Below are 21,758 nucleotides of genomic sequence, written 5' to 3'. Positions count from 1 at the left end.
AAAAGAACCAGATCCGCTAGGAATCTGGTTCTTTTTCGTGATTCTATAACTTGAATGAACTTTTCAACCCAACGATTTGGTTGAAGACCAAGTGATCGGCCGCAGTGAGTTTAGAATCAACATTATAATAGCCATGCCTGAAGAATTGGAATTTATCCTGAGGCTTAGCATCTTTCATGTTAGGCTCGACAAATCCTTGTAGAATTTCGATAGAATCAGGGTTTACCCGGTCCAGGAATGATTTTTCTTCCTCTTCACCATTTTCCTTATCCAAGATTAACGGTTGAAAGTTGCGGAATTCTGCTGAAACGGCTTGTGAGGCTTCGATCCAGTGTAATGTACCTTTTACTTTACGTCCAGTGAAGCCCGATCCGCTTTTCGTTTCAATATCGTATGTGCAGCGGAGTTCAATGACGTTACCGGCGTCGTCCTTTATCACTTCTTCACATTTAATGAAATAAGCATGTTTCAAACGGACTTCATTGCCCGGGAAAAGTCGGAAATACTTTTTCGGCGGGTTTTCCATGAAATCGTCCTGTTCGATATATATTTCACGTGAAAACGGGATTTGGCGTGTACCCATTTCCGGTACTTCCGGATTGACCTCGGCATCCAGCCACTCTATCTCGCCTTCCGGATAGTTGGTGATGACCACTTTAAGCGGGTTCAGGATGGCCATAGTCCGTGGAGCCTTCAGCTTTAAGTCTTCCCGAACGAAATGATCAAGCATTTGAGAGTCCACGATACCGCTTGTTTTGGCGACACCTATCTCTTGGCAGAATGCACGAATCGCTTCGGGTGTATACCCGCGTCTCCGCAAGCCTGAAACGGTAGGCATCCGCGGGTCGTCCCAGCCGTCCACGAAGCCCTCATCGACAAGCTGCTTCAGTTTTCGCTTGCTCATTACTGTATTGGTCAGGTTAAGACGGCCAAATTCATATTGCTTTGGTTTGCTTTCCATTTCACAATTCTCAACGATCCAGTCATAAAGAGGGCGTTGATCTTCGAACTCAAGCGTACAAATGGAGTGTGTGACTCCCTCGATGGCATCTTCAATCGGGTGGGCAAAGGCATACATTGGGTAGATGCACCATTTGTTGCCGGTATTATGGTGTTCAGTATGGGAGATACGGTATATGACGGGATCACGCAAATTAATGTTAGGTGAGCTCATATCGATTTTTGCACGCAATACTTTTGCGCCGTTTTCGTATTCGCCGCTACGCATCTTTTCAAATAGTTCAAGATTTTCCTCAACGGTCCTATTGCGGTAGGGGCTGTCTTTCCCCGGCTCTGTCAGCGTTCCGCGATATTCACGGATTTGGTCGGCATTAAGGTCGTCCACATATGCCAGTCCTTTATTGATGAGCAGCACAGCTCTTTTATACATTTCATCAAAATAGTCGGAAGCGAAGAAAAGGTTATCCCAGTCGTAACCGAGCCATTTTACATCTTCCTTAATGGAGTTGACGAACTCAATATCCTCTTTCAATGGATTCGTATCATCGAAACGAAGGTTGGTTTTCCCATTGAAATCATCAGCCACCCCAAAATTCAAAATGATGGATTTGGCATGCCCGATATGTAAATATCCGTTCGGCTCAGGAGGGAAGCGGGTGATGACATGATCATGTTTTCCGGACTCTAGGTCATCTTTTATAATATTTTTAATAAAATTCGAAGAGTTATTTTCCAACTGAATTCGACCTCTTTCATTTATATACTTCTTTTAATTTTACCTGTATATATACCATAAATACAGATATTTTTCCATGTTCGAGCCGGAATCACGGTTTATCTGAAACAATTCATCAAGTATTTAGTTTGTACAATCCAAGCGGAAATATCCCTGAAACTTCGATCATGTAATTTAGGGAACGACCTAACTGGATAGTAAAGAAACAAACTAAACCTTTTTCATCTAAAAAAAGCAATACAGGAATTCACGCCTGTATTGCTCATGATCTCGCTGGCAGACAGGTTTTAGAATTAAAATCAAAAGACCGTCGTTTGCAAAAATTCTTTTGTACGTTCTTCTTTTGGATTGGTGAAGAATTCTTTTGGCGGTCCGCTTTCGACAACCCTCCCATTATGCATGAAGACAATCCAATCCCCGACCTCACGTGCAAAGCTCATTTCATGTGTTACGACTACCATTGTCATCCCTTCCAAGGCAAGTTCCTTCATCGTGGCAAGAACTTCACCGACAAGTTCGGGGTCCAGAGCCGAGGTAGGCTCATCAAAGAGCAGGATATCAGGTTTCATGGCAAGGGCGCGGGCGATGGCAACACGCTGTTTCTGCCCACCTGAGAGTTTGCTTGGATAGACATCCGCTTTATCTGATAAACCGACTTTGGCAAGCAATGCCTTTGCTTCTTCGATCGCTTGGGCCTTTGGGACTTTTTTGACGTGTATCGGTGCTTCGATGATATTTTCCAGTACGGTCATATGAGGGAAGAGGTAGAAATGCTGAAAAACCATTCCGACTTTCTCGCGGATTTTATTAATATCATGGGTACCCGGATTGATTTCCGTTCCTTCAATGAGGATTTGGCCGCTGTCTTTCTTCTCTAAATAATTCAAACAGCGGAGCAGGGTGCTTTTTCCGGAACCGCTTGGTCCGATCAGACAGACAACATCGCTATCGAGTACCTTCATATCAATATCTTTAAGTACATGCAGATTTCCATACGACTTATTTAAATTCCTTATCCTAATCATTTCTTTTTGTTCCATTTCAATTCCCCCTATCGATCACTGATGGACAGTTTCTTTTCGAATAAATTGACGATTATGGTCAGGAAAGCCACTAGAATCAAGTAGTAGACCGCTACAATCAATAAATAAGTCATTTCATCGAAATTATTCGAACCCAACGTAGTGGCTACATTAAACAGCTCATTCATGGATATGAAGGCTGCCAGTGATGAATCCTTCAGTCCGATGATGAATTGGTTGCCAAGCGGCGGCAATGCGCGGCGGAAGGCTTGAGGCAGGATGATTCTCCTTAAGGTGAGCGAATTGCTCATGCCAAGGGAGCGTCCGGCCTCCATTTGGCCTTTGTCGATGGATTGAATCGTACCACGTAAAATCTCTGAGATATAAGCTCCGTTATGGAAGGCCAGGGCAAGTGACGCCGCCCAGAAGTCCGGCAGTAAGAAGAGATTGCTGATACCGAAATAGAGTATGAATATCTGTACGATTAAAGGTGTTCCACGTACCAGGAATACATATGTATCTGAAATCCATGCAAGAATTTTTATATTGGATATTTTTAATAGGGCAAATAGCAAACCGATGAAGATACCTACCAATATGGAGACTACCGTCAGTTCCAATGTGAGGAGCATGGCCCGGATGAATACGTCCGAGTAGCTAAATAATGTATCAAAAAAATGTGAAAAACTTGGCAATGTAATGACTCCCTTTCTATCAATCTTTATTCAGGCTTAGTTGTGATGTCTTCACCAAAATACTTTTTGCTGATTTCAGCAAGCGTTCCATCTTCACGGAGGTTTTCAAGTGCTTCGTTGATGCGTGCAAGCAGCTGAGGGTTGTCGTCAGGCAGTACGATGGCCTGCTCGCTCCGTTCGATCAATTGCCTTCCTTCGATGTCGAAACCTTCCTTGGTCGCTTCCTTGCCGGTTACGAAGTCGGTGATGACGGCATCATGACGTCCTCCGCTCAATGCCTTCAGGGCGGTGATATCACTGTCATAGGTTTTTACATTGGTAGTATATTTTTCTGCTGTGGTTGCGTACGTGGAGCCTTTAGAAGCAGCAACTTCCTTACCCTTTAAATCTTCAACCGTTTTAATATCACTATCCGGGCGAACGAAAATTTGAGGACCTGAGTAGTAATAAGGGGTCGAGAAGGCAACATGTTTACTTCGTTCTTCATTGATTGTATGGCTGGCAACCGCGGCATCTGCCCGACCGGTTTTAACACCTTCCACAATACCTTTGAACTTTATCCGTTTAGGCACGGGTTCTAGGTCGAGTTCCTTTGCAATTGCATCGCCAACTTCAATATCGAACCCGGTTACGGTCATGTCATCATTGACATAACTGAATGGCTTGAATTCACCTGAGGCAGCGAAAACAAACTGGTCCTCATTGATCAGCTTACTCCCGTCCTCCAGCTGGTCCTTTTCAGCACAGCCGGACAGAAGACCAAGAACAGCCAGAATGGATACAATGAATGTAACGGATGATTTCATGATAATTTCATTTCCCCCTTTGAAAAAACTAATAGAATGGTCTATACCCTTATGAGGCAATGAATAACCTTATTAACTATGGAAAATAAAACTGAAACCAAAAAGGTTGTCCAGCACATACCGACATTTCATCCAAGAATCCCCCTTCACTATGCATTTCATAAAGGTTCTCGGCCTTTGCCTTCATTTCCTCCAAATTACATGTAATTTCCTGAAAAAATGACAAAAATTCCTTAATAGGAGAAGAAATTTAGGATTGAAACAATTCAGGCTGATGATTTATCTATCGAAAATCTAATGAATGGGATGGGATAAAACTGTGGAGTATTATAGGCAATGTTGATTTTGTCTACCAACAAAGTCCCGATTTGATTGACTGGCTTTAATTTCGGACATGAATTGAAGTATAATATAGCAAAATAGAAGAAGGGCAGTTGGGAAAATGGTTAGCAACTTTGTGCAAGAGCAGTTACAGGAATATCGTGAAAGAAATCAAGATAGAGGCCGTTTAATTATAAAATGTCCGGACCAGCCGGGAATTGTTTCGACAGTTACGGCTTTTCTTAAAGAATATGATGCAAATATTGTTGAATTGAGTCAGTATTCGATGAATCCTGAGGGCGGTACCTTTTTCACTAGGATCGAGTTCGATTGTCCAGGATTGAATGACAAGGCAGCGGATATGCAACTGGCATTCCAGGAAGTTTCGACAGCATTCTCGATGCAATGGACATTTAATCATGTGAGTGATCTGAAGAGGACGGCAATCTTCGTTTCGAAGGAACCCCATTGCCTTCTGGAATTGTTATGGGAGTGGCAAAGCGGGGATTTATTGGCTGACATTGCACTGGTCATCAGCAATCATGAAGATACGAGGGAAATTGTCGAATCGATGGGCATCCCGTTTTATTACATTCCTGCCAATAAGGATATACGTAAGGAAGTGGAAACTAAACAGCTTGGACTTCTGGAAGAATTCAAAGTGGACCTTATTGTTTTAGCCAGGTATATGCAGATATTGACGCCGGATTTCGTAGCGGCCCATCCGAACAGGATCATCAATATCCATCATTCATTTTTACCTGCCTTCATTGGAGCACGGCCTTATGAACGAGCGTATGACAGAGGTGTTAAGCTGATTGGGGCGACTTCCCATTATGTGACGAATGATTTGGATGAAGGCCCAATCATCGAGCAGGATATCGAACGTGTGGACCATCGTGATTCTGCCGGGGATATGAAGAAAATCGGTCGTTCAGCTGAACGCAGGGTGCTGGCACGTGCCGTTAAATGGCATTTGGAGGACCGCGTCATTGTTCATGAAAATAAAACGGTAGTCTTTTAAAATGGAAAACCCCCTTTGGATTGCCAAGGGGGGTTCCGTTTGCGACAAAAGGAGGTTCGGATTGCTGACATCCTAGAACCATGATTTTAGTGGAATAATGAATTATCTTGCATGTTTTTTAACTTGATTATAGAAATTAAAACCTTACTAGATTGAAGAAATTTGCGACACTCCTGCCGAATAACTGGCTAGCCGAGACCCCGGAGACGCTTGCCGGCGAGGAGGCTTGGCAGACAGTCGGCGGCAAGGGAGCGGATTTCTGAAATCACCTGGAACCTTTTTAAACGAATTGAAAGTAAATTAGTTCTTCTCTAATTTGTCTACAGTCTGAACCCCCCTTTAGGTTAAGGGGGGTTTTTAGGATGGAATTAAGTGAGTGCTAGTACGAGTATTCCACCCTTACTGAGGCAGTTATGTTCAATTCACCAGGCTGAATCGGGGTAGTCGTCATTTTTGATAGAGTACTTGTTTGAAAAAGCATTGGAGTTGCCGTTTCAGATAGTTCTTCAACCCTATTAGGGACTGGGTTCAATGAGATCCCTAGCGTTCGAGCCATGGAAAGAGCTTTTTCGTATGCATTTTTTAAAGCGAGGGAAAGTGCCTGGTTATAGTATGCATCTGGATTGGATAAAGAGAAGCGGATGCTGGTGATTGAATTGGCGCCGCTTCTGACGGCCGTGTCGATTATGCTGCCTATTTTCTCGATGTCGGTCGTCTGTGCTTGTATGATGTGCTGGACTTTGTAGTTCTTGAACAATTCCTTTCCGTCAATATAATCATATTGTGGATCGATTCTGTAATCACTCGTTTTCAATTGCTCTTCGGGAATGCCTGCGGATTTAAGTGATGCGATGACATTTGCGATTGCTTGGGAATTGGCTTGCTGGGCCTTTTGCGGGTCCTCATCCTCTGTTATGACTCCAAGGGTGATCGTGGCTTGATCCGGAGCGGCAGATAGCGTCTCTGAGCCGGAAACTTTCAATATATGTTCATCGGTGCGGTAATGATCCCTAAAGGGGGCATTGTATTCTTGATTCATTTTGACACCAGCCTTTTTATAGAGATAATCTCACCCCTATTGTACGAATTATGAATGGGAAACATGATTGAAATATCCCCCTTTGTCATTAATTCATCGAACAATCACACAAAAAAACACTCGGCCTGGACCGAGTGCACATTACTTATGAATGACTTGAACCCTGCCTACCTGGCCATCAGTCAATCTTACTTTAATTCCATGAGGGTGGGTGCTGGAGTTGGTTAAAATATCCTTTACAGTGCCGCTTGTCAGCTTTCCAGTGCGTTGATCTGCTTTAAGTACAATCTCCACAGAGGCACCTGGGGTAATATCTTTCCGGTTTTTACCGTTCATGTTCGATTCATTCCTTTTCAGAGTTATTTGCAGCCATTCAACCATGCAGTAACTTCAGTATAAGGAAAACGGCGGGCCCAGTCGACTATTAGATAAAATCACAAATTGGCAGTCAGCGAATTTTCTTCAATGGTTCGACAGCAGGGCCATTTAACACTTCACCGGCGATGGAGTAGCGGGAGCCATGGCATGGGCAATCCCAAGTACGGTCGCCGCTATTCCAGGCAACTTCACACCCCATGTGTGTACAGGTGGAATCAACAATATGAAGCTGGCCATCATGGTCACGGTAACACCCAGCTTTGTCTCCATCCACCTTCACGATTGCTCCTTCATCAATTCCTACGTCTTCAGGAGTTTTATGATTGACAGCCAATTTGCCTTTGATGAGATGCTTCGCCACATCAGCATTATCTTGAAGAATATTCTTCACGCCTTTTAAACGGGCAGGATCATACAATTCCGCATACCGGTTATCTTTTTGCAAAATCCGGTCAGTTAAGATCCTGGCGGCAATCGATCCATTCGTCATTCCCCATTTCGCATAGCCGGTAGCTATCAGGACGTTTTGTTGGTTGGCTGTCACTGGACCGACGAAGGGGATATTATCCGGTGTCACGATATCCTGTGCAGACCAGCGGTAGGGAATGTCTTTCACATCGAAATACTGGGCACTGAAGTCCTTCAGTGCTTCATAATGCTCGATCGTCGAGATTCCCTGGCCTGTTTTATGGCCATCTCCGCCAACAAGTATAAGTTTTTCCCCATTGTCCAATTCCGTATAGCGAAGGGAGCGGCTAGGGCTGTCTGCACTGTAATACATCCCGCCCGGATACTCCTGTTCGGTCCTGATGCCAAGCACATAGGACCTACTTACATGAACACGGGCAAAGTATAAGCCTTTCTCATCATTGAAAGGGAAGTGGGAGGCCACGATAACCTGATTGCTTTTGATGGAATTTCCCGTATCAGTCAGAACGGTTGGTGGATCGCCGTCTTCAATTTTCATTGCCGTTGTCCGTTCATAAATGGTGCCACCTGCATCGAGAATTGTCGAAATGAGGGCCGTTAAATATTTTAATGGGTGAAACTGTGCTTGATCTTTCATTATCACAGCAGCTTTACATGGAATGGAGAAAGGGATATTCTCCGCATAATCCCCTCGAATGCCAAGTTTTTGATAAGCTCTCAGCTCTTTTTGGATTTTGCTTATATATTCGTCCGTATTTGCGTACACATAGGCATCCTGTGCAGTCAAATTACATTCAATGGAATGTTCTTCTACCAAGTCTTTAATCAGCTTCATACCATCTGTATTGGCTTCATAATAAAGCTTGGCATTCTCTTCGCCATGGTCAGTGATCAACTGGTCGTAAATCAGGCCATGCTGGGCCGTGATTTTTGCTGTAGTGTGTCCTGTCGTTCCGGTAAGGATTTGGCCTGCTTCAATCAGTGTGACTTTTACACCTTGTTTAGCAAGTAGGTAAGCAGATGTGATTCCGGTAATTCCGCCGCCTACTATTAAGACATCAGTGGTTAGATCTGTATCTAGTTTAGAAAAAGAAGGGAATGTCAACGCACTGCGCCAATAAGGTTCCGGAAATCGGGGAAGGTCTGTATTTTTTTCAGTCATTTGAATACCTCCATACAGTTCATAGTGAATCGTCCATTTATTACCATACCCAAATTCGCTATTTATACGCTTATTTTTGTAAGAAGAAAGACTAAAAAAATACATTATTTGGTTCGTTTACAAATATGTATACATGTAAACAAAAATAGATAGTTTGTACACAAATATGTATACATGTTTACAAACGCGTACACATGGCTATATATAAGGTGTATACATATTTTTTTCTATTGTAAACAATTTGAAAACAATTCGACAAATATAGCTACAACTTATGAAGGATTGACTATAGTGGAAATTTTTTTCAGCTTCCAGAATCGTGGAGAGGAGGGCCGTTAAATACTTTAGGGGTGAAACTGTGTTTGAGTATGGAAGAATTACAAGGAAAGGAGAAAGGAATTTCTTCTGCATGGTCCCCGCGAATGGCTAGTTTCGATAGGCTGTTAGTTCTTTTGGGATTTTTACATTTATATTCATCAGTATGTGCGTGAATATAGGTATCCATTGCATTGCAGTCAAATTACATTCTTTTATAAGCCCATTATTTCTGCATTGGCTACATAATATAGTTTGGCTCTCTTCACCATGTTTTAGTGAACAAAAAAATCGTAAATCAGCCATATGTGGTGTGTCCCGTTGGTTGTTCCGTTAAGGACTTCGCCAGCATCCATCAGTGTAACTTTAATTTCTGGTTCCCTGTAATTCCGCCGAAGAACTGACACCGATTGAAGAAGCTTTGACTTATGGAAAACTATTGGAGTTGCATGGTTTAACACAAGAAGATTTTGCACAAAGGTTGGGAATAGAACAATCTACATGGCGAATAAGCTTCTGCTGCTTAAGACGTCCCAGGAGGTTCAGGATGCACTTCTTCAAAGGCAAATTACGGAACGCCATGCCCGCAGACGTCAGTGGGATATCTGTATAATGAAGGAGAATTTAACGGACTGCGACAATCGTGTTCCCGAATTTGGGAAGTTTCTGCAGTTTTCTCAGCCAGTTGAATACCTCTATACAGTTCATTAGTGAATCGTCCAGTTATTACCATACCCAAGTCTACTATTTATCCGCTAATTTTTGTAAGAAGAAATATATAAAAAAATACATTATATGGATTGTTTGCAATTACGTATACATGTAAACAAAAATAGATAGTATGTACACAGAAATATATACATGTTTACGAACACGTACACATGGCTGTACATAAGGTGTGTACATATTTGTTCCTATTGTAAACAGTTTGAAAACAATTCGACAAATATAGCTACAACTTATGAAGGATTGACTATAGTGGAAACTTTTCCTATTCTTAAAGGGAATGCTTCACTTAAATTTTTTCCATGAAAAAGGGGATGTTTTTAGATGAGTTCTAGAATCGCAGCAGTAGACGTAGGAAATGATGCTATCAAGGCTATTTTTGGAAAGCTAGAGTCTGAACTATATATACCGAACGTCATTGCAAAAGACATAGAGGACCGTCCGGTCATTGGGATTGAGGAACTTGATGAAAAAAACCCATTGGAAGGGATTCATATCAGGGTCCATTCACCGGCTCTGCAAGACAATAATGCGATTTATCGCGTTGGGAACTTGGCGACAAAAAGTGATAATCCTACCGAATTGGATTTAGGAAGCAGTAAATCGGAAGAAGATCAAACATTAGTCATGCTTTTTGCGGCTCTTGCATTAGACGCTGCCAAGTTGGGGGACAACGATACATTCAAAAAAGTGAATAACGTTGTGGAAGCCAACTATACTCTTGGAACAGGGTTGCCACTTCGGGAGGTTAAAGAAGGGAAAGATGTCGGGTATCGTTCGAAATTACTCGGATCTGTCCATCAGGTCGAATTTTTAATTACCCCTAAATACCAAGGTATGAAGATTAATATCAAATTCGATGAAGTGAAAGTCTACCCAGAGGGTTTTGCAGCATACATAAATTTGGTCATGGATAAAGATTTGAATATCATTAATCGTGAATTAATAGATAGAAGAATACTGATTCAGGATATCGGTGGATTATCGACGGATATCGCTGTCATTAAAAATCGTAAAGTTGACGATGACAAAGCGCAAGGATTCAATTTGGGAGTAGCTGAAGCCCTTGAATCGATTCGTGAAGAAATCAGGAAGAAACATGGTGTCGAGTTGGATAGCAGGCGCGACGTCGTTGAAATCATCACGAAGAAAAATGATCGCAATCATATCATGGTTCGCGGAAGCCGGACAAGCGTTCATGATATCGTTGACCGTATTTTGGGAGAACTGGCCAAAAAGCAATATCGCCACCTGCGCAACGTATGGCAAAAAAACTCACAAACGGAAATCTGCTATTTTGTAGGCGGGGGATCGATTGTCTTGAAAGATTACTTGAAAACATTGAACCAAAATTTCGATGGCTACAATATAGACTTTTTCGAAGATGAGCGGGAAAGCGTTTGGATGATGGCAAACGCCTATTATAAATTGATTTCGGATTTTAATCGCCGCCGGAATGCAAAGGAACAGAATCAGTCACAGCAAAAGAAGAAAGAACAAAGAACGGGTTCCATTAAATAGGTGAGAGAATGAAAAAAACAGCTTCTTCTGAAATTAAAAGAGGACAAGCCATCACTTTTCGTATCCCTTCGGATGTCTCAGACTATACGTTAAGACAGCTGCAGAAATTGAAGGAAACGGAAAGAAGGAATTTTTCCAGTAAAATTGCTGAGTATGTTCTCGATGGAGTCGGGCAATCCACCCATCAGGATCGGGAAATGATTGCCCTGCCCATGCCGAACAAGCTAAGCAAATCTCAGCGTGATTGGCTCAAGCATTCCCACTCAGAAGCTATGCTTGGAACGATTATGTACCACCTTTTATCCGATCCTTTACGCGCTACGGCCTTGCTTGCCTCTTTGAATAATAATGTATTGAGTGAGGAATTGTATGTGCAGGCCGAGCCCGAGGAAAAGGAACCCGTGGAGGTTCAGGAGGACCTGCCTAAGAAAGATTTGGATGACTTTGATTGGAATTTGAATGAACCCTCACAACAAGAGGAAGAAACCGAACCTGAAGAGGAAAATCTTGACGATCTCCTGGGTGATTTTCTTGATCAAATGAACCAGTGAACATAAAGGAGGATATCTGACGACAAGTTGGATATCCTCCTTTTTCTTTGCGGGGGCTAAAAAAAGAGGAACCACAAGGGATTCCTCTTAAGATGATCAAGCCAGGAAAATCAGTTGGTAAAGGAATAAAACGGCAAACATGTACACGAACGGATGCACTTCACGGAATTTGCCTCTTGCCATTTTTAAAATGGGGTAGGCGATGAATCCGAGTGCTATTCCGTTGGCGATGCTTGATGTTAAAGGCATGGCGACAATGACCAAAAAGGCTGGAAATGATTCATCAAAGTGTGTCCAGTCAATTTCATTAATACTTTTAATCATCATGCTTCCGACGATGATCAAGCTAGGTGCCGTGATTGCCGCTACATTTGAGACAGCTCCTATCAGCGGGCTGAAAAAGGCGGTTATTAGGAATAGGATGGCCACCACCAACGCGGTTAAACCTGTCTTGCCGCCCGCTCCTACACCAGCCGATGATTCAACAGAGGCAGCGGTCGGGCTTGTGCCGAACATGGCGCCGACAGTAGTGCCGATCGAATCTGCAAAGAAGGCACTGCCGGATTTTTCAAGCTTATTTTCCTTCAGCAATCCAGCTTGACGGACAATGCCCAATAAAGCACCGGTCGTATCGAAAAGCATGACAAGCAAAATAGAGAAGACGACGCCATAAAGCCCATAGTTAATCACATCAGCGATAGATGTGATTGGATTGGCGACTATTATCCCTTCAGGTAACGAAGGGGTGGAAACCAGACCGTTAATTTCCAATTGGCCTGTAAAGAAAGCGATTATGGCAGTCACGATCATTCCGATGAATATCGCTCCCTGTACATTGCGAACGATCAGTACAATCGTTATGACCAAACCAACCAATGTAAGTGCCACACTGGAATCCCTGAAGCTTCCAAGGGTAACCAGGTTGGATTCATGCTTTGTGACGACACCTGACAAACGAAGTCCGATGAAGGTAATGAAAAGCCCGATTCCGGCACTGATTGCATGCTTCAAGTTATTAGGGATGGCCTCGATCAATTTTGAGCGGAAAGAGGTTAAGGATAAAAGGATAAAGATGATACCGGTAACAAAGACGGCAGAGAAAGCAACTGTGTATGAGATATCATGGGTTCCCAATACCGAGTATGCAAAATACGCATTCAATCCCATTGCCGGGGCTATGACAATTGGGTAATTGGCTAAAAGGGCCATGCATAGTGTACCGACTATTATTGCAATTATGGTTGCTGTGAATGCTTGGTCGAAGGGAACACCCGCATCAGAAAGGATCATGGGGTTTACAACGATGATATAAGCCAGTGTTAAAAAGGTTGTAAGCCCCGCAAGTACTTCCGTCTTAATATTTGAATTCCGTTCTTTTAATTTAAACATGCGGTCACTCCTTTTTTATATACAAAAAATCCTTGCAAAAATCTACAAGGAGGAGATGCTTACCCTATTTCAAGTAAGTAGCTCGATAGATGGATAATAAATCTTATAAATTATATTAGAAAAATAACTAAAGTACAATAGGATGAAAAATTTTAAGGTACAGGTTTTCTCGAAAATAGATAATGATATACTAACAAATAGCTTAGACTAAGGATAATGACTCGAAATGAAGGAAGCTGTTACCATTTAAGTGGATTTATCAGTAAATTAAATGAAGAAATTCAGAAAGTAGGCCCATACATGACAGAATTCATCGACCTTGGCGTCAGCCCGGCGATTAACAACATATTAAAGCAAATAGGAATATCCTCCCCTACCCCGATTCAGGAGAAATCGATACCCGATATCCTTGCTGGAAGGGATGTCATCGCGAAGGCGCAGACAGGAACGGGGAAGACTTTGGCCTTTTTGCTGCCAATCCTGGAAAAAGTTGATCCCGCCGCATCCCACATACAATCACTGATCGTCACGCCAACAAGGGAATTGGCTTTGCAAATCACTGCTGAATTGAAAAAATTCGCTGATGAAATCGAAGGACTTCAAGTGCTTGCAGTTTATGGCGGACAGGATGTCGAGCAGCAAATGAAAAAGCTGACAAGAAACATCTCCGTGGTGGTCGCCACGCCCGGCAGGTTATTAGATCATTTACGAAGAGGCACCATCGATCTCTCACAAACTGGAACGCTTGTGCTGGATGAAGCTGATCAAATGCTTCATATTGGCTTTTTACCGGAAGTGGAAGAAATCATGGAACAGCTTCCAGAGGAGCGCCAAACGCTGCTCTTTTCAGCGACGATGCCAGAACAGGTTCATCAATTGGCTAAACGCTATATGACTAAACCATTAACTGCCGCTGTGAAGGCTGAGCAAGTAACGGTCGAGAAAATCAGGCAGCTTGTCATCGAGACGACCGATCGTGCCAAACAATCTTCATTAATCAACATCATCAAAGAAGAACAGCCATACCTTGCGATCATATTTTGCCGTACAAAACGTCGCGTTTCGGTATTGAATGATGCCCTGAAGGCGGCTGGATTCAATTCTGAAGAGCTTCATGGTGACCTTTCACAGGCAAAGCGGGAACGTGTCATGAAAAACTTCAGAGACGCAAAGCTTCAATATTTAGTGGCGACGGATGTTGCTGCACGAGGGCTTGATGTAGAAGGCGTGACCCATGTGTTTAATTACGATGTTCCTGAGGATGCAGAAAGTTACATCCACCGAATCGGGCGGACGGGCCGCGCGGGTGAGAATGGCTTGGCTGTCACCTTCATAGCAACGAAGGATCTTCAGCTATTAAGCGATATTGAAAAAGGGATCTCCATGAAAATCGAAAGAAGGACGATTGAAGGAGTGAAAATGTTCCAACCCGATGAGGTGAGGCAAAAAAGGAAGCGCCATGAAGATCCTTCTGATGAGGGGACCCGCCGCCCGCGCTCGGGAGGGGGAAGGAAACATCGGGAAAGGATTGATACGAGAGGACCGAATCGGGGCAGTCACCGTTCTGTAAATCAAGCGGACAATCGTGAAGTCGAGAGGGAGAAACCACGGGGAGGCCGGATGGAAAACAGCCGCGGACCTATACGTGAGGATTCACGGGGAGGCCGTTCGGAAGACGGCCGTGGACCAAAGCGAGAGAATCCGCGGAGTGACCGCTCGGAAGACGGCCGTGGACCAAGGCGAGAGAATCCGCGGAGTGGCCGTTCGGAAGACGGCCGTGGACCAAGGCGAGAGAATCCGCGGAGTGGCCGCTCGGAAGACAGCCGTGGACAAAAGAGTGACAATCCACGAGGAGGTCAAAGAGACAGCCGTAGATCATCTAGTACACAAGGGGCGATTAATCGCAGAGGTGGTTCTGGCAGCAGCCCTAATAGAGGGAGAAACCGGTAAAAGGGGGAGACGGGAGTGAACAAGCCTTGGTTGGCAGAATATCCAGTTTCTTTGGAGCTGGCAAGGAAATTGATCCTGCTGCAGTTTCCGGAAATTGAGTTGAAAGAGATCAAGCAACTTGGGGAGGGTTTCGATAACACAGTCATACAAATCAATGGGCAATTTGTATTCCGTTTTCCCCGCCGCCCTATTGCAGTTACGCTGATTCAAGTGGAAAATCAGCTTTTGCCATCCATTGCAGGCACTTTTCCGCTTGCTATCCCTGAACCAATCTTTTTTGGAAAACCAAGCACTTTGTATCCTTATCCTTTTACCGGTTATAAAATGGTGAAGGGATACTTGCCTGTAGAAGGAACAAAAGCAAATAAGGTCGAATCGGCAAAAAGATTTGCCCGCTTTTTGAAGGTTCTTCACAGTTTTCCTGTCGAAAGGGCTATGTGTTTGGGTGTGCAGCCTGATGGGATGATGAGGCTTGATGTTCCCTATCGAAAGAAATCACTTATGGAAAATGTCTCGAATTTAATAAAGCTAGGATACTTTGAACAGGCGCATGCAGTTAAGGATTTTGTTGAAACCTTATGTGAATTGGATGTTCCGCATCCGATTTCACTCGTTCACGGAGATATTCATATCCGGAATGTTTTACTTGATGACGAGGGCGTTCTCGCAGGTGTCATTGATTGGGGAGATGTCCATATAGGGAATCCAGCCATTGATTTCTCCTTTTTATACAGTTATTTCCCAAAAGAGGTGCGCAGGGTTTTTTTCGAAATCTATGGTGAAATCGAAAAGGAAACAGAGAGCCTAGCCCGGTTCAGAGCGATATATATGCTTGTTACATTACTCGTTTATGGCATAGATCGCCAAGATGAAGAGCTGATTGCCATTACGAGTACCGGTTTGGAATTTGCTATAGAAGAATAATTGTCATGCTCTTTTGATGTTTAGGAGGTACATATGAAGGCAAGTTATTATCATACAATCACATTAATGGCGAACATATTGGATCAAGCTAATATTCCCTACCAATATACAGGTCGATCTGCTCTTTTCGTACAAGGAGTGGATATCGATGAATATAAGAAAATCGACATGGATGTACAATGGGATGTCTTTAATGAGGCTTTGGATCTTTTTTCCGAATACGCGCCAACAAAGCCTGAAAGAAGTCCTGAGACTGCATTCTTTCTAATGGATGTCGAGGGGGTTTCTGTCACTGTTCGCTGCCGGTTTAACACGACCATTAAAACGGACCCTTATCGTTTATCCATAAAGATGGGGGATATGGAGGTTTGGTGCAGGTCGTTATACAGTTATTTATACGAAGAGGAAATGGGAAAGTTCAGTGCCGAGATTCATGCTTACTTATCATCCGAGCAGAAGGGGTTCACAGCGGAAAATGAACAGGCCTGGAACCAGAATAATTATTTAGCGCTTGTCAATCGCTATGGAGATCCCGTTGAATTGGCATCAAAAATCAAACAAAACCCAAAATGGAGACTGCACCCTTTTTATAAATATATGGGGGAAATATCCGGCAAAAAAATCACACATTTGATGGGATCGAACGGTGTTAAGGCAGTTGCACTGGCCATATTGGGAGCAGAAGTGAAAGTCGTTGATTTTTCCCAGGAAAACGCAATGTTTGCAAATGAGCTGGCAAGTGGCGCCAATGTCTCCATCGAGTATATCGTTTCGGATGTCCTTTCGCTATCATCCGAGCATGAATCGGGGAATCAGGATCTGGTTTTAATGGAGCTCGGTGTACTTCATTACTTAATAGACCTGCAGCCGTTATTTGAAAAGATTAAAATGATGCTGAAACCTGGAGGCCGATTCGTACTGCATGAATTTCATCCGATTTCAACAAAGCTCATTACTTCAAATGGTAAAAAGCACAAAGTCACAGGCAACTATTTCGCTCCGGCAATCGAAAACAATGAGGTCGCATTTTCGAAGCATATGCCGGATGAGGAAAAAGGGAGCCTTTCAAGAGTTGTACAGCGTAAATGGACAATCGGGGAACTTATAACGTCAATAGGTCAATCAGGACTCGTTATTAAAGTGCTCGAGGAAGAACCGAATCATAAAATCCATGATATTGGGCTTCCGAAAACATATACCTTAGTGGCGGAACGAGTTTAAGCTGCATGATGAGGGAATGAAAGCTGACTGAAGGAGCGTTTTCAGTCAGCTTTTTATTTATTCCACAATAAAGGGGATGCCGCTTCTGCGACATCCCCGAAAAAAATTAATTTTGGGCCGACCATTCCTCTACATCCCATACTTTGGTTACCCAATCTTCATAGAAATCAGGTTCATGGCATACAAGGACAATCGTTCCTTTATACTCTTTCAATGCACGTTTCAGTTCTTCTTTTGCAACGACATCCAAATGGTTTGTCGGTTCATCGAATAACAGCCAATTGCTTTCGGTAAGCATGAGTTTACAAAGGCGCACTTTTGCTTGTTCCCCACCACTTAAATGGCTCATCGGACGTGTAATGTGTTCGTTTTTCAATCCGACACGGGCAAGAATCGCACGTACCTGCGGTTGGTCCAGATGCGGAAATGCATTCCATACTTCATCGATCGGCGTCGTATCGCCTGCTTTCACTTCTTGTTCAAAATAAGAAGAAAAAAGGAAATCGCCAAGTGATCTTTTACCGCCTAGAGGATCGATTTTACCCAAAATCGTTTTTAATAGAGTGGATTTACCAACTCCGTTACAGCCGACCACGGCAATTTTTTCTCCCCGCTCGATGGTCATGGACAACTTCGGAAGCAATGGGCGGTCATATCCGATTTCCAGATCTTCACCTTCAAAGACATAACGGCTGCTCGCACGTGACTCTTTAAAGTCAAAGGTAGGTTTCATTGCAGTTTCCGGACGATCGATGCGTTCCATGCGATTCAATTGCTTTTGTCGGCTCTTTGCCCGGCCGGTCGTTGAATAGCGTGCTTTATTCTTGGCAATGAAATCTTCCTGCTTTTTAATGAATTCGCGCTGTTTTTCATAGGCGTTAATATGTTGGTTTTTATTCAATTCAGCCAGCTCAAGGAATTTTTCATAAGTTGCCGTATAACGGGTCAGTTTAGAAAATTCAAGATGGAAGATGACGTCGACGACGCCGTTCATGAACTCAGTGTCATGCGAAATTAATAAGAATGCATTAGGATATTCCTTTAAGTAGCTGCTCAGCCAGCGGATATGCTCCACATCCAAGTAGTTCGTAGGTTCATCTAGGAGCAGTACTTCAGGCTGTTCCAAAAGTAGCTTGGCTAGTAAAACCTTTGTCCGTTGTCCGCCGCTTAGGGCAGAGACATCACGGTCCAAACCGATTGCATCCAACCCTAGACCGCGTGCCGCTTCTTCAATTTTAATATCCAGATTGTAAAAACCGCCGGCTTCCAGCTTGTCCTGGATTTCACCCATTTGTTCCAAGAGTTCTTCAAGTTCCTCCGGAGTGGCCGTACCCATTTTCTCCGTAACTTCATTCAGTGCTTTTTCCTGCTCGAATAAAGGCAAGTAGGCATCCCGTAAGACGTCGCGAATCGATTTACCTTTTGAAAGTATCGTATGTTGATCAAGATAGCCATATTCGACACCAGGTGTCCATTCGACCCGGCCATCATCATGGATGAGTTGTCCTGTAATGATATTCATCATCGTTGATTTCCCGACACCATTTGCCCCGACCAGACCAACATGTTCGCCGGCCATCAGGCGGAAGGAAACATCCTTGAATAAAGTACGGTCGCCAAAGCTGTGTGCTAATTTATCTATAGAAAGTAAGCTCATTTATATTGAACCTCCCAATTAATTTGAAAAAATCCCTACGTTTCATCATACTAAAATCTGCACGGGAATGCTATCTAATCTATTAATTTACATATATGTGGGTACGGGGAATCCTTAAATTGAACCAAACGATCCAATGCCATGGTGGATTATCGCCCTGTCATAAATTATATGAGATAATAGAGGAACCAGTTTAAAAGCGAAAGGATGTTAATATGAGTAAAACAGTCGTACTGGCCGAGAAACCTTCGGTCGGAAGAGATATAGCAAAAGTGCTGAATTGCGGGAAAAAGGGGAATGGCTTTTTTGAAGGCGATCAGTATATCGTCACTTGGGCACTGGGTCATTTGGTTACCCATGCAGATCCGGAATCTTATGATGAAAAATATAAAACGTGGCGCCTTGAGGACCTGCCCATGTTGCCGCCTGCTTTGAAATTGGTCGTGATCAAGCAATCAGGCAAACAGTTTCAATCGGTTAAAACACAATTGAATCGCAATGATGTCAAGGATGTCATCATTGCAACGGATGTTGATTTATCTCTATAAAAACGCCATGTTCATAATTCATAAATTACCTTCTTTCCTTTGTATAACAATAATATCTAATACTTTTTCAGTGCTCATAATTAAAAACTGCACATAATTGACTATTTATCATTTATCAAGGTTTCTGTGTAGTGACAATAAAGTTGTTTAATTACAAATAAAGTCGTTATATTTACAGTATAGTTATTTAAAAAGCACATGTTATCAATTACAATAAATGTAATCGAACGTGTGTTTTTTATTTGTGAAATGAGGTTATAGAATAATGGCAGATATTATCAGCTACAAAGGAAAAGAACTAACATTACATAAGTCGATAAAAAACCCTAATTTTCTAGGGAAAACCGTTTTAGTGGATGATCCATGGGATTATGTAGAAATGTGGCTAAAAAGAAATAATCATAATGATGAAGCTGTATTCTATTGGCAGCAGTCTCGTCAGTTTTATGAAGCTTCTACCATGCTACCCTTAACCTCATCCCCGTTGACGATATATTATTGTTTTTTAAATGCAGTAAAGACACTTTTAATCGTAAATAAGGTTTCTTATTCAGATTTACATGGAGTATCAGGTTGGAGTAGAGAAAGTCGTGTGTCCCTAAGTAATGAATATATCAAATTTAAAACATCTGGGATTTTCTCTGCCTTATGCAATTATTTAGGAGATCCAGTCCAAGATAATGAACAATACACACTGAAAAATTTACTTTATAACCTTCCTTTCATTCATAGAGCCTATTGTCTAACATATACCTCTGAAGCAAAAAAAGAGTTATACATACCTATCCACAAAGCATTTTTTGTTAAAAAAAAGGGTTCTTCAGAAAGTTGGTTTTCTGCAGTAGTGGATCCAAAGTATGCAAATGGTCATACTCTAAATAAACTTAAAAAAAACTTTGAGAGGGATATGAATTTTCCTGATACTTTTGTAGTTAGATACAAAACAAGATTTAGATGGAAAAATGATGATTCTAACAAAATGAAAAAATTATCATCTTATCACTATAAATTGAGAAAACAACTTAGTTACATTTCTGGCTTATCAAGACTGTGGTACATCAAACGAGATGAGATAGATGGAATAATACCACGAAATTCAATGATTTTAATATTTGCAGCAATGCATAGGTTAAGTGAATTATCTAGGTATGAACCTGTAATTCTTTCTAAACATTTAAATAGTCAACATAACTGGTTATTATCAGAGTTTATCAAAAATGCCTCAACGCAATTTATAGACGAAATAGCATCCGAATTAACTGGAGAGGAATTCATGACCCCGGGAATGACATCCAGAAAAAATCTTATCTGAATTTAATACTTAAAAAGGTAATTAATAAATTTGGAGATGAAGTTATGCCTAAGCGCCAAACTGGTTGGACTGAATAGAAAATTGCCCGGTATCAATATGGTAAAGGAAGGAGATACCCTTTATGGGCGTCTCCTTTTTTTATTGTTCATTATCTAATGAGTTTGTTATTCAATAAAAACCAACATCAACCACCCCATCCCCGCCAATCTTGGCAGGGCACGCTCGGCACTTGTCAATCCTTTTAGTTTGAATGACCGTCAAACCAAATGAATTTGGGTCAGCTTTTTGGAATAGTAAAAGGCAACTCCTTAAATTCCCTCCCTGTCGATCAGTCAGAAATTTACCATTGACGCCTGCGGTGTTCATATTTTCTCCCCAAAAGAGACTAGTATTGTAGATTTATAAAAAAGAGTGATCAATTATATTAAAGTTTAAAAAGGCCTTGTTAATATAAAGAGGGATTGTGAAGAAATGTACTTAAACTAAAGGGGCAGGATAGTTCCACAAGTGCAGTGTATTCGTACTGTGTGGTTTAATATTCACGCAAACTCTTATTATTGTTAAAATACGGTAGTGTTAATTTTTTTAAGGGCACAAATTTTTATAATCTAATTCATAAGGAGCAATTGTTATGCAAAAAATACCTGGACTTATATCCATTCTAATCCCGTCTGTTTTAACATTATTGATCGTTAACTTTTTATTTGATATCGTATCGTTGAAAATTCAAGGAATGCCACTCGTGTTTCCGTTTATCCTGTGTCCAATAGGAGCTGCATTAGGGTTTGTAGGATATAAAATGAATCGGGATAAACTTTCATTGGTTGGGATAATCTTTAATATCGTTTTATTTGTGTTCCCAATCTTATATAACATTATCGGTATACTCACACAAGGTGCATAAAGTTTAGTGAAAGAGGATTGGATTATTCCAATCCTCTATTTTAGAGATATATCGCACAGTTTGCTCTAAAAATAAGGTAGGTTGCTGAGGCTGCCTTTTTCTTATGGCACTAACGGGGCAGGTTAGCATTCCTGTAGTTCGTTATTTTTCAGCTTTGAAAAAAATAGG

17 protein-coding genes and 2 pseudogenes are annotated in these 21,758 nt (G+C 42.1%); 10 read left to right on the top strand and 9 right to left on the bottom strand.

All coding sequences use genetic code 11. The features are described from left to right. Window positions 1–43 precede the first annotated feature (43 nt). From J7I90_RS14505 to J7I90_RS14490, 4 genes are all read right to left on the bottom strand, one after another. A complete protein-coding gene (locus J7I90_RS14505) occupies window positions 44–1,696 on the bottom strand; it encodes a glutamine--tRNA ligase/YqeY domain fusion protein (RefSeq protein ID WP_214772509.1) in 1,653 nt (550 codons plus the stop codon). 299 nt (window positions 1,697–1,995) lie between these two features. Beyond that, window positions 1,996–2,736, bottom strand: a complete 741-nt coding sequence (locus J7I90_RS14500; RefSeq protein WP_285289431.1) for an amino acid ABC transporter ATP-binding protein — start codon at window positions 2,734–2,736, stop codon at window positions 1,996–1,998. 11 nt (window positions 2,737–2,747) lie between these two features. Then, window positions 2,748–3,413, bottom strand: a complete 666-nt coding sequence (locus J7I90_RS14495; RefSeq protein WP_214772507.1) for an amino acid ABC transporter permease — start codon at window positions 3,411–3,413, stop codon at window positions 2,748–2,750. 26 nt (window positions 3,414–3,439) lie between these two features. Continuing rightward, entirely contained in the window at window positions 3,440–4,219 is a 780-nt protein-coding gene (locus J7I90_RS14490; RefSeq protein WP_053536955.1) for a transporter substrate-binding domain-containing protein, read from the bottom strand. A 442-nt stretch (window positions 4,220–4,661) separates the two neighbouring features. Between J7I90_RS14490 and purU the strand changes: the two genes are divergently transcribed. Further along, on the top strand, window positions 4,662–5,564 hold the full coding sequence (gene purU / locus J7I90_RS14485) for a formyltetrahydrofolate deformylase (protein WP_034316032.1): 903 nt from the start codon (window positions 4,662–4,664) through the stop codon (window positions 5,562–5,564). 379 nt (window positions 5,565–5,943) lie between these two features. Here the strand turns inward: purU and J7I90_RS14480 are convergent, their stop codons facing one another. From J7I90_RS14480 to J7I90_RS14470, 3 genes are all read right to left on the bottom strand, one after another. Then, window positions 5,944–6,603 (bottom strand): SIMPL domain-containing protein, encoded by a 660-nt coding sequence (locus J7I90_RS14480; protein WP_214772505.1) that lies wholly within the window; start codon window positions 6,601–6,603, stop codon window positions 5,944–5,946. A 141-nt stretch (window positions 6,604–6,744) separates the two neighbouring features. Next, complete coding sequence (locus J7I90_RS14475; RefSeq protein ID WP_214772633.1) at window positions 6,745–6,939, bottom strand: YwbE family protein; 195 nt, start codon at window positions 6,937–6,939, stop codon at window positions 6,745–6,747. A gap of 112 nt (window positions 6,940–7,051) precedes the next feature. Beyond that, window positions 7,052–8,572 carry an FAD-dependent oxidoreductase gene (locus J7I90_RS14470; RefSeq protein ID WP_214772503.1) on the bottom strand — a complete coding sequence of 507 codons (1,521 nt, stop codon included), beginning with the start codon at window positions 8,570–8,572 and terminating at the stop codon, window positions 7,052–7,054. A gap of 709 nt (window positions 8,573–9,281) precedes the next feature. Here J7I90_RS14470 and J7I90_RS14465 point away from each other — a divergent pair. The 3 genes and pseudogenes from J7I90_RS14465 to J7I90_RS14455 all read left to right on the top strand — a co-directional run. Continuing rightward, window positions 9,282–9,475: pseudogene (locus J7I90_RS14465) on the top strand (nucleoid occlusion protein); the annotation flags it as partial. Window positions 9,476–9,937: 462 nt separating this feature from the next. Next, a complete protein-coding gene (locus J7I90_RS14460; protein WP_214772501.1) occupies window positions 9,938–11,134 on the top strand; it encodes a ParM/StbA family protein in 1,197 nt (398 codons plus the stop codon). Between the two features lie 8 nt (window positions 11,135–11,142). Continuing rightward, window positions 11,143–11,685, top strand: coding sequence for a hypothetical protein (locus tag J7I90_RS14455; protein ID WP_057278234.1), 543 nt, complete (start codon window positions 11,143–11,145; stop codon window positions 11,683–11,685). 96 nt (window positions 11,686–11,781) lie between these two features. Here the strand turns inward: J7I90_RS14455 and J7I90_RS14450 are convergent, their stop codons facing one another. After that, window positions 11,782–13,074, bottom strand: a complete 1,293-nt coding sequence (locus tag J7I90_RS14450; RefSeq protein WP_214772499.1) for an NCS2 family permease — start codon at window positions 13,072–13,074, stop codon at window positions 11,782–11,784. 300 nt (window positions 13,075–13,374) lie between these two features. Here J7I90_RS14450 and J7I90_RS14445 point away from each other — a divergent pair, with 300 nt between their 5' ends. Genes J7I90_RS14445 through J7I90_RS14435 form a run of 3 tightly spaced genes read left to right on the top strand, consistent with a single transcriptional unit; the run spans window position 13,375 to window position 17,169 of the window. Then, window positions 13,375–15,024, top strand: a complete 1,650-nt coding sequence (locus tag J7I90_RS14445; RefSeq protein WP_214772497.1) for a DEAD/DEAH box helicase — start codon at window positions 13,375–13,377, stop codon at window positions 15,022–15,024. 15 nt (window positions 15,025–15,039) lie between these two features. Further along, the gene (locus tag J7I90_RS14440; protein WP_214772495.1) at window positions 15,040–15,948 is read left to right on the top strand and encodes a phosphotransferase; all 909 of its coding nucleotides are present in this window, start codon (window positions 15,040–15,042) and stop codon (window positions 15,946–15,948) included. 33 nt (window positions 15,949–15,981) lie between these two features. Then, window positions 15,982–17,169, top strand: coding sequence for a class I SAM-dependent methyltransferase (locus J7I90_RS14435; protein WP_251025289.1), 1,188 nt, complete (start codon window positions 15,982–15,984; stop codon window positions 17,167–17,169). Window positions 17,170–17,275: 106 nt separating this feature from the next. On the opposite strand, the gene J7I90_RS14430 is transcribed toward J7I90_RS14435, so the two are convergent. Then, a complete protein-coding gene (locus J7I90_RS14430; protein ID WP_034316019.1) occupies window positions 17,276–18,826 on the bottom strand; it encodes an ABC-F family ATP-binding cassette domain-containing protein in 1,551 nt (516 codons plus the stop codon). A gap of 215 nt (window positions 18,827–19,041) precedes the next feature. Here J7I90_RS14430 and J7I90_RS14425 point away from each other — a divergent pair. The 3 genes and pseudogenes from J7I90_RS14425 to J7I90_RS14415 form a co-directional block, all read left to right on the top strand. Then, a pseudogene (locus J7I90_RS14425) lies at window positions 19,042–19,356 on the top strand (toprim domain-containing protein); the annotation flags it as partial. Between the two features lie 283 nt (window positions 19,357–19,639). After that, window positions 19,640–20,686: a YaaC family protein gene (locus J7I90_RS14420; protein WP_214772493.1), complete on the top strand. Its 1,047-nt coding sequence runs from the start codon at window positions 19,640–19,642 to the stop codon at window positions 20,684–20,686. Between the two features lie 631 nt (window positions 20,687–21,317). Then, window positions 21,318–21,590 (top strand): hypothetical protein, encoded by a 273-nt coding sequence (locus J7I90_RS14415; RefSeq protein WP_214772491.1) that lies wholly within the window; start codon window positions 21,318–21,320, stop codon window positions 21,588–21,590. Window positions 21,591–21,758 lie beyond the last annotated feature (168 nt).

Origin of the sequence: Bacillus sp. ISL-57 (assembly GCF_018613135.1) — a bacterium.
In the GTDB taxonomy this organism is placed as follows: domain Bacteria; phylum Bacillota; class Bacilli; order Bacillales; family DSM-1321; genus Peribacillus; species Peribacillus frigoritolerans.
The sequence above is the reverse complement of the archived record's forward strand: the minus strand, read 5'-3'. Positions and strand labels throughout refer to the sequence as shown.

What these genes read in the sequence shown, in the direction of transcription:
- J7I90_RS14500 (WP_285289431.1), bottom strand. Translation starts at nt 2,736, where the DNA reads ATGGAACAAAAAGAAATGATTAGGATAAGGAATTTAAATAAGTCGTAT.
- J7I90_RS14490 (WP_053536955.1), bottom strand. Translation starts at nt 4,219, where the DNA reads ATGAAATCATCCGTTACATTCATTGTATCCATTCTGGCTGTTCTTGGT.
- purU (WP_034316032.1), top strand. Translation starts at nt 4,662, where the DNA reads ATGGTTAGCAACTTTGTGCAAGAGCAGTTACAGGAATATCGTGAAAGA.
- J7I90_RS14480 (WP_214772505.1), bottom strand. Translation starts at nt 6,603, where the DNA reads ATGAATCAAGAATACAATGCCCCCTTTAGGGATCATTACCGCACCGAT.
- J7I90_RS14475 (WP_214772633.1), bottom strand. Translation starts at nt 6,939, where the DNA reads ATGAACGGTAAAAACCGGAAAGATATTACCCCAGGTGCCTCTGTGGAG.
- J7I90_RS14470 (WP_214772503.1), bottom strand. Translation starts at nt 8,572, where the DNA reads ATGACTGAAAAAAATACAGACCTTCCCCGATTTCCGGAACCTTATTGG.
- J7I90_RS14460 (WP_214772501.1), top strand. Translation starts at nt 9,938, where the DNA reads ATGAGTTCTAGAATCGCAGCAGTAGACGTAGGAAATGATGCTATCAAG.
- J7I90_RS14455 (WP_057278234.1), top strand. Translation starts at nt 11,143, where the DNA reads ATGAAAAAAACAGCTTCTTCTGAAATTAAAAGAGGACAAGCCATCACT.
- J7I90_RS14450 (WP_214772499.1), bottom strand. Translation starts at nt 13,074, where the DNA reads ATGTTTAAATTAAAAGAACGGAATTCAAATATTAAGACGGAAGTACTT.
- J7I90_RS14445 (WP_214772497.1), top strand. Translation starts at nt 13,375, where the DNA reads ATGACAGAATTCATCGACCTTGGCGTCAGCCCGGCGATTAACAACATA.
- J7I90_RS14435 (WP_251025289.1), top strand. Translation starts at nt 15,982, where the DNA reads ATGAAGGCAAGTTATTATCATACAATCACATTAATGGCGAACATATTG.
- J7I90_RS14430 (WP_034316019.1), bottom strand. Translation starts at nt 18,826, where the DNA reads ATGAGCTTACTTTCTATAGATAAATTAGCACACAGCTTTGGCGACCGT.
- J7I90_RS14420 (WP_214772493.1), top strand. Translation starts at nt 19,640, where the DNA reads ATGGCAGATATTATCAGCTACAAAGGAAAAGAACTAACATTACATAAG.
- J7I90_RS14415 (WP_214772491.1), top strand. Translation starts at nt 21,318, where the DNA reads ATGCAAAAAATACCTGGACTTATATCCATTCTAATCCCGTCTGTTTTA.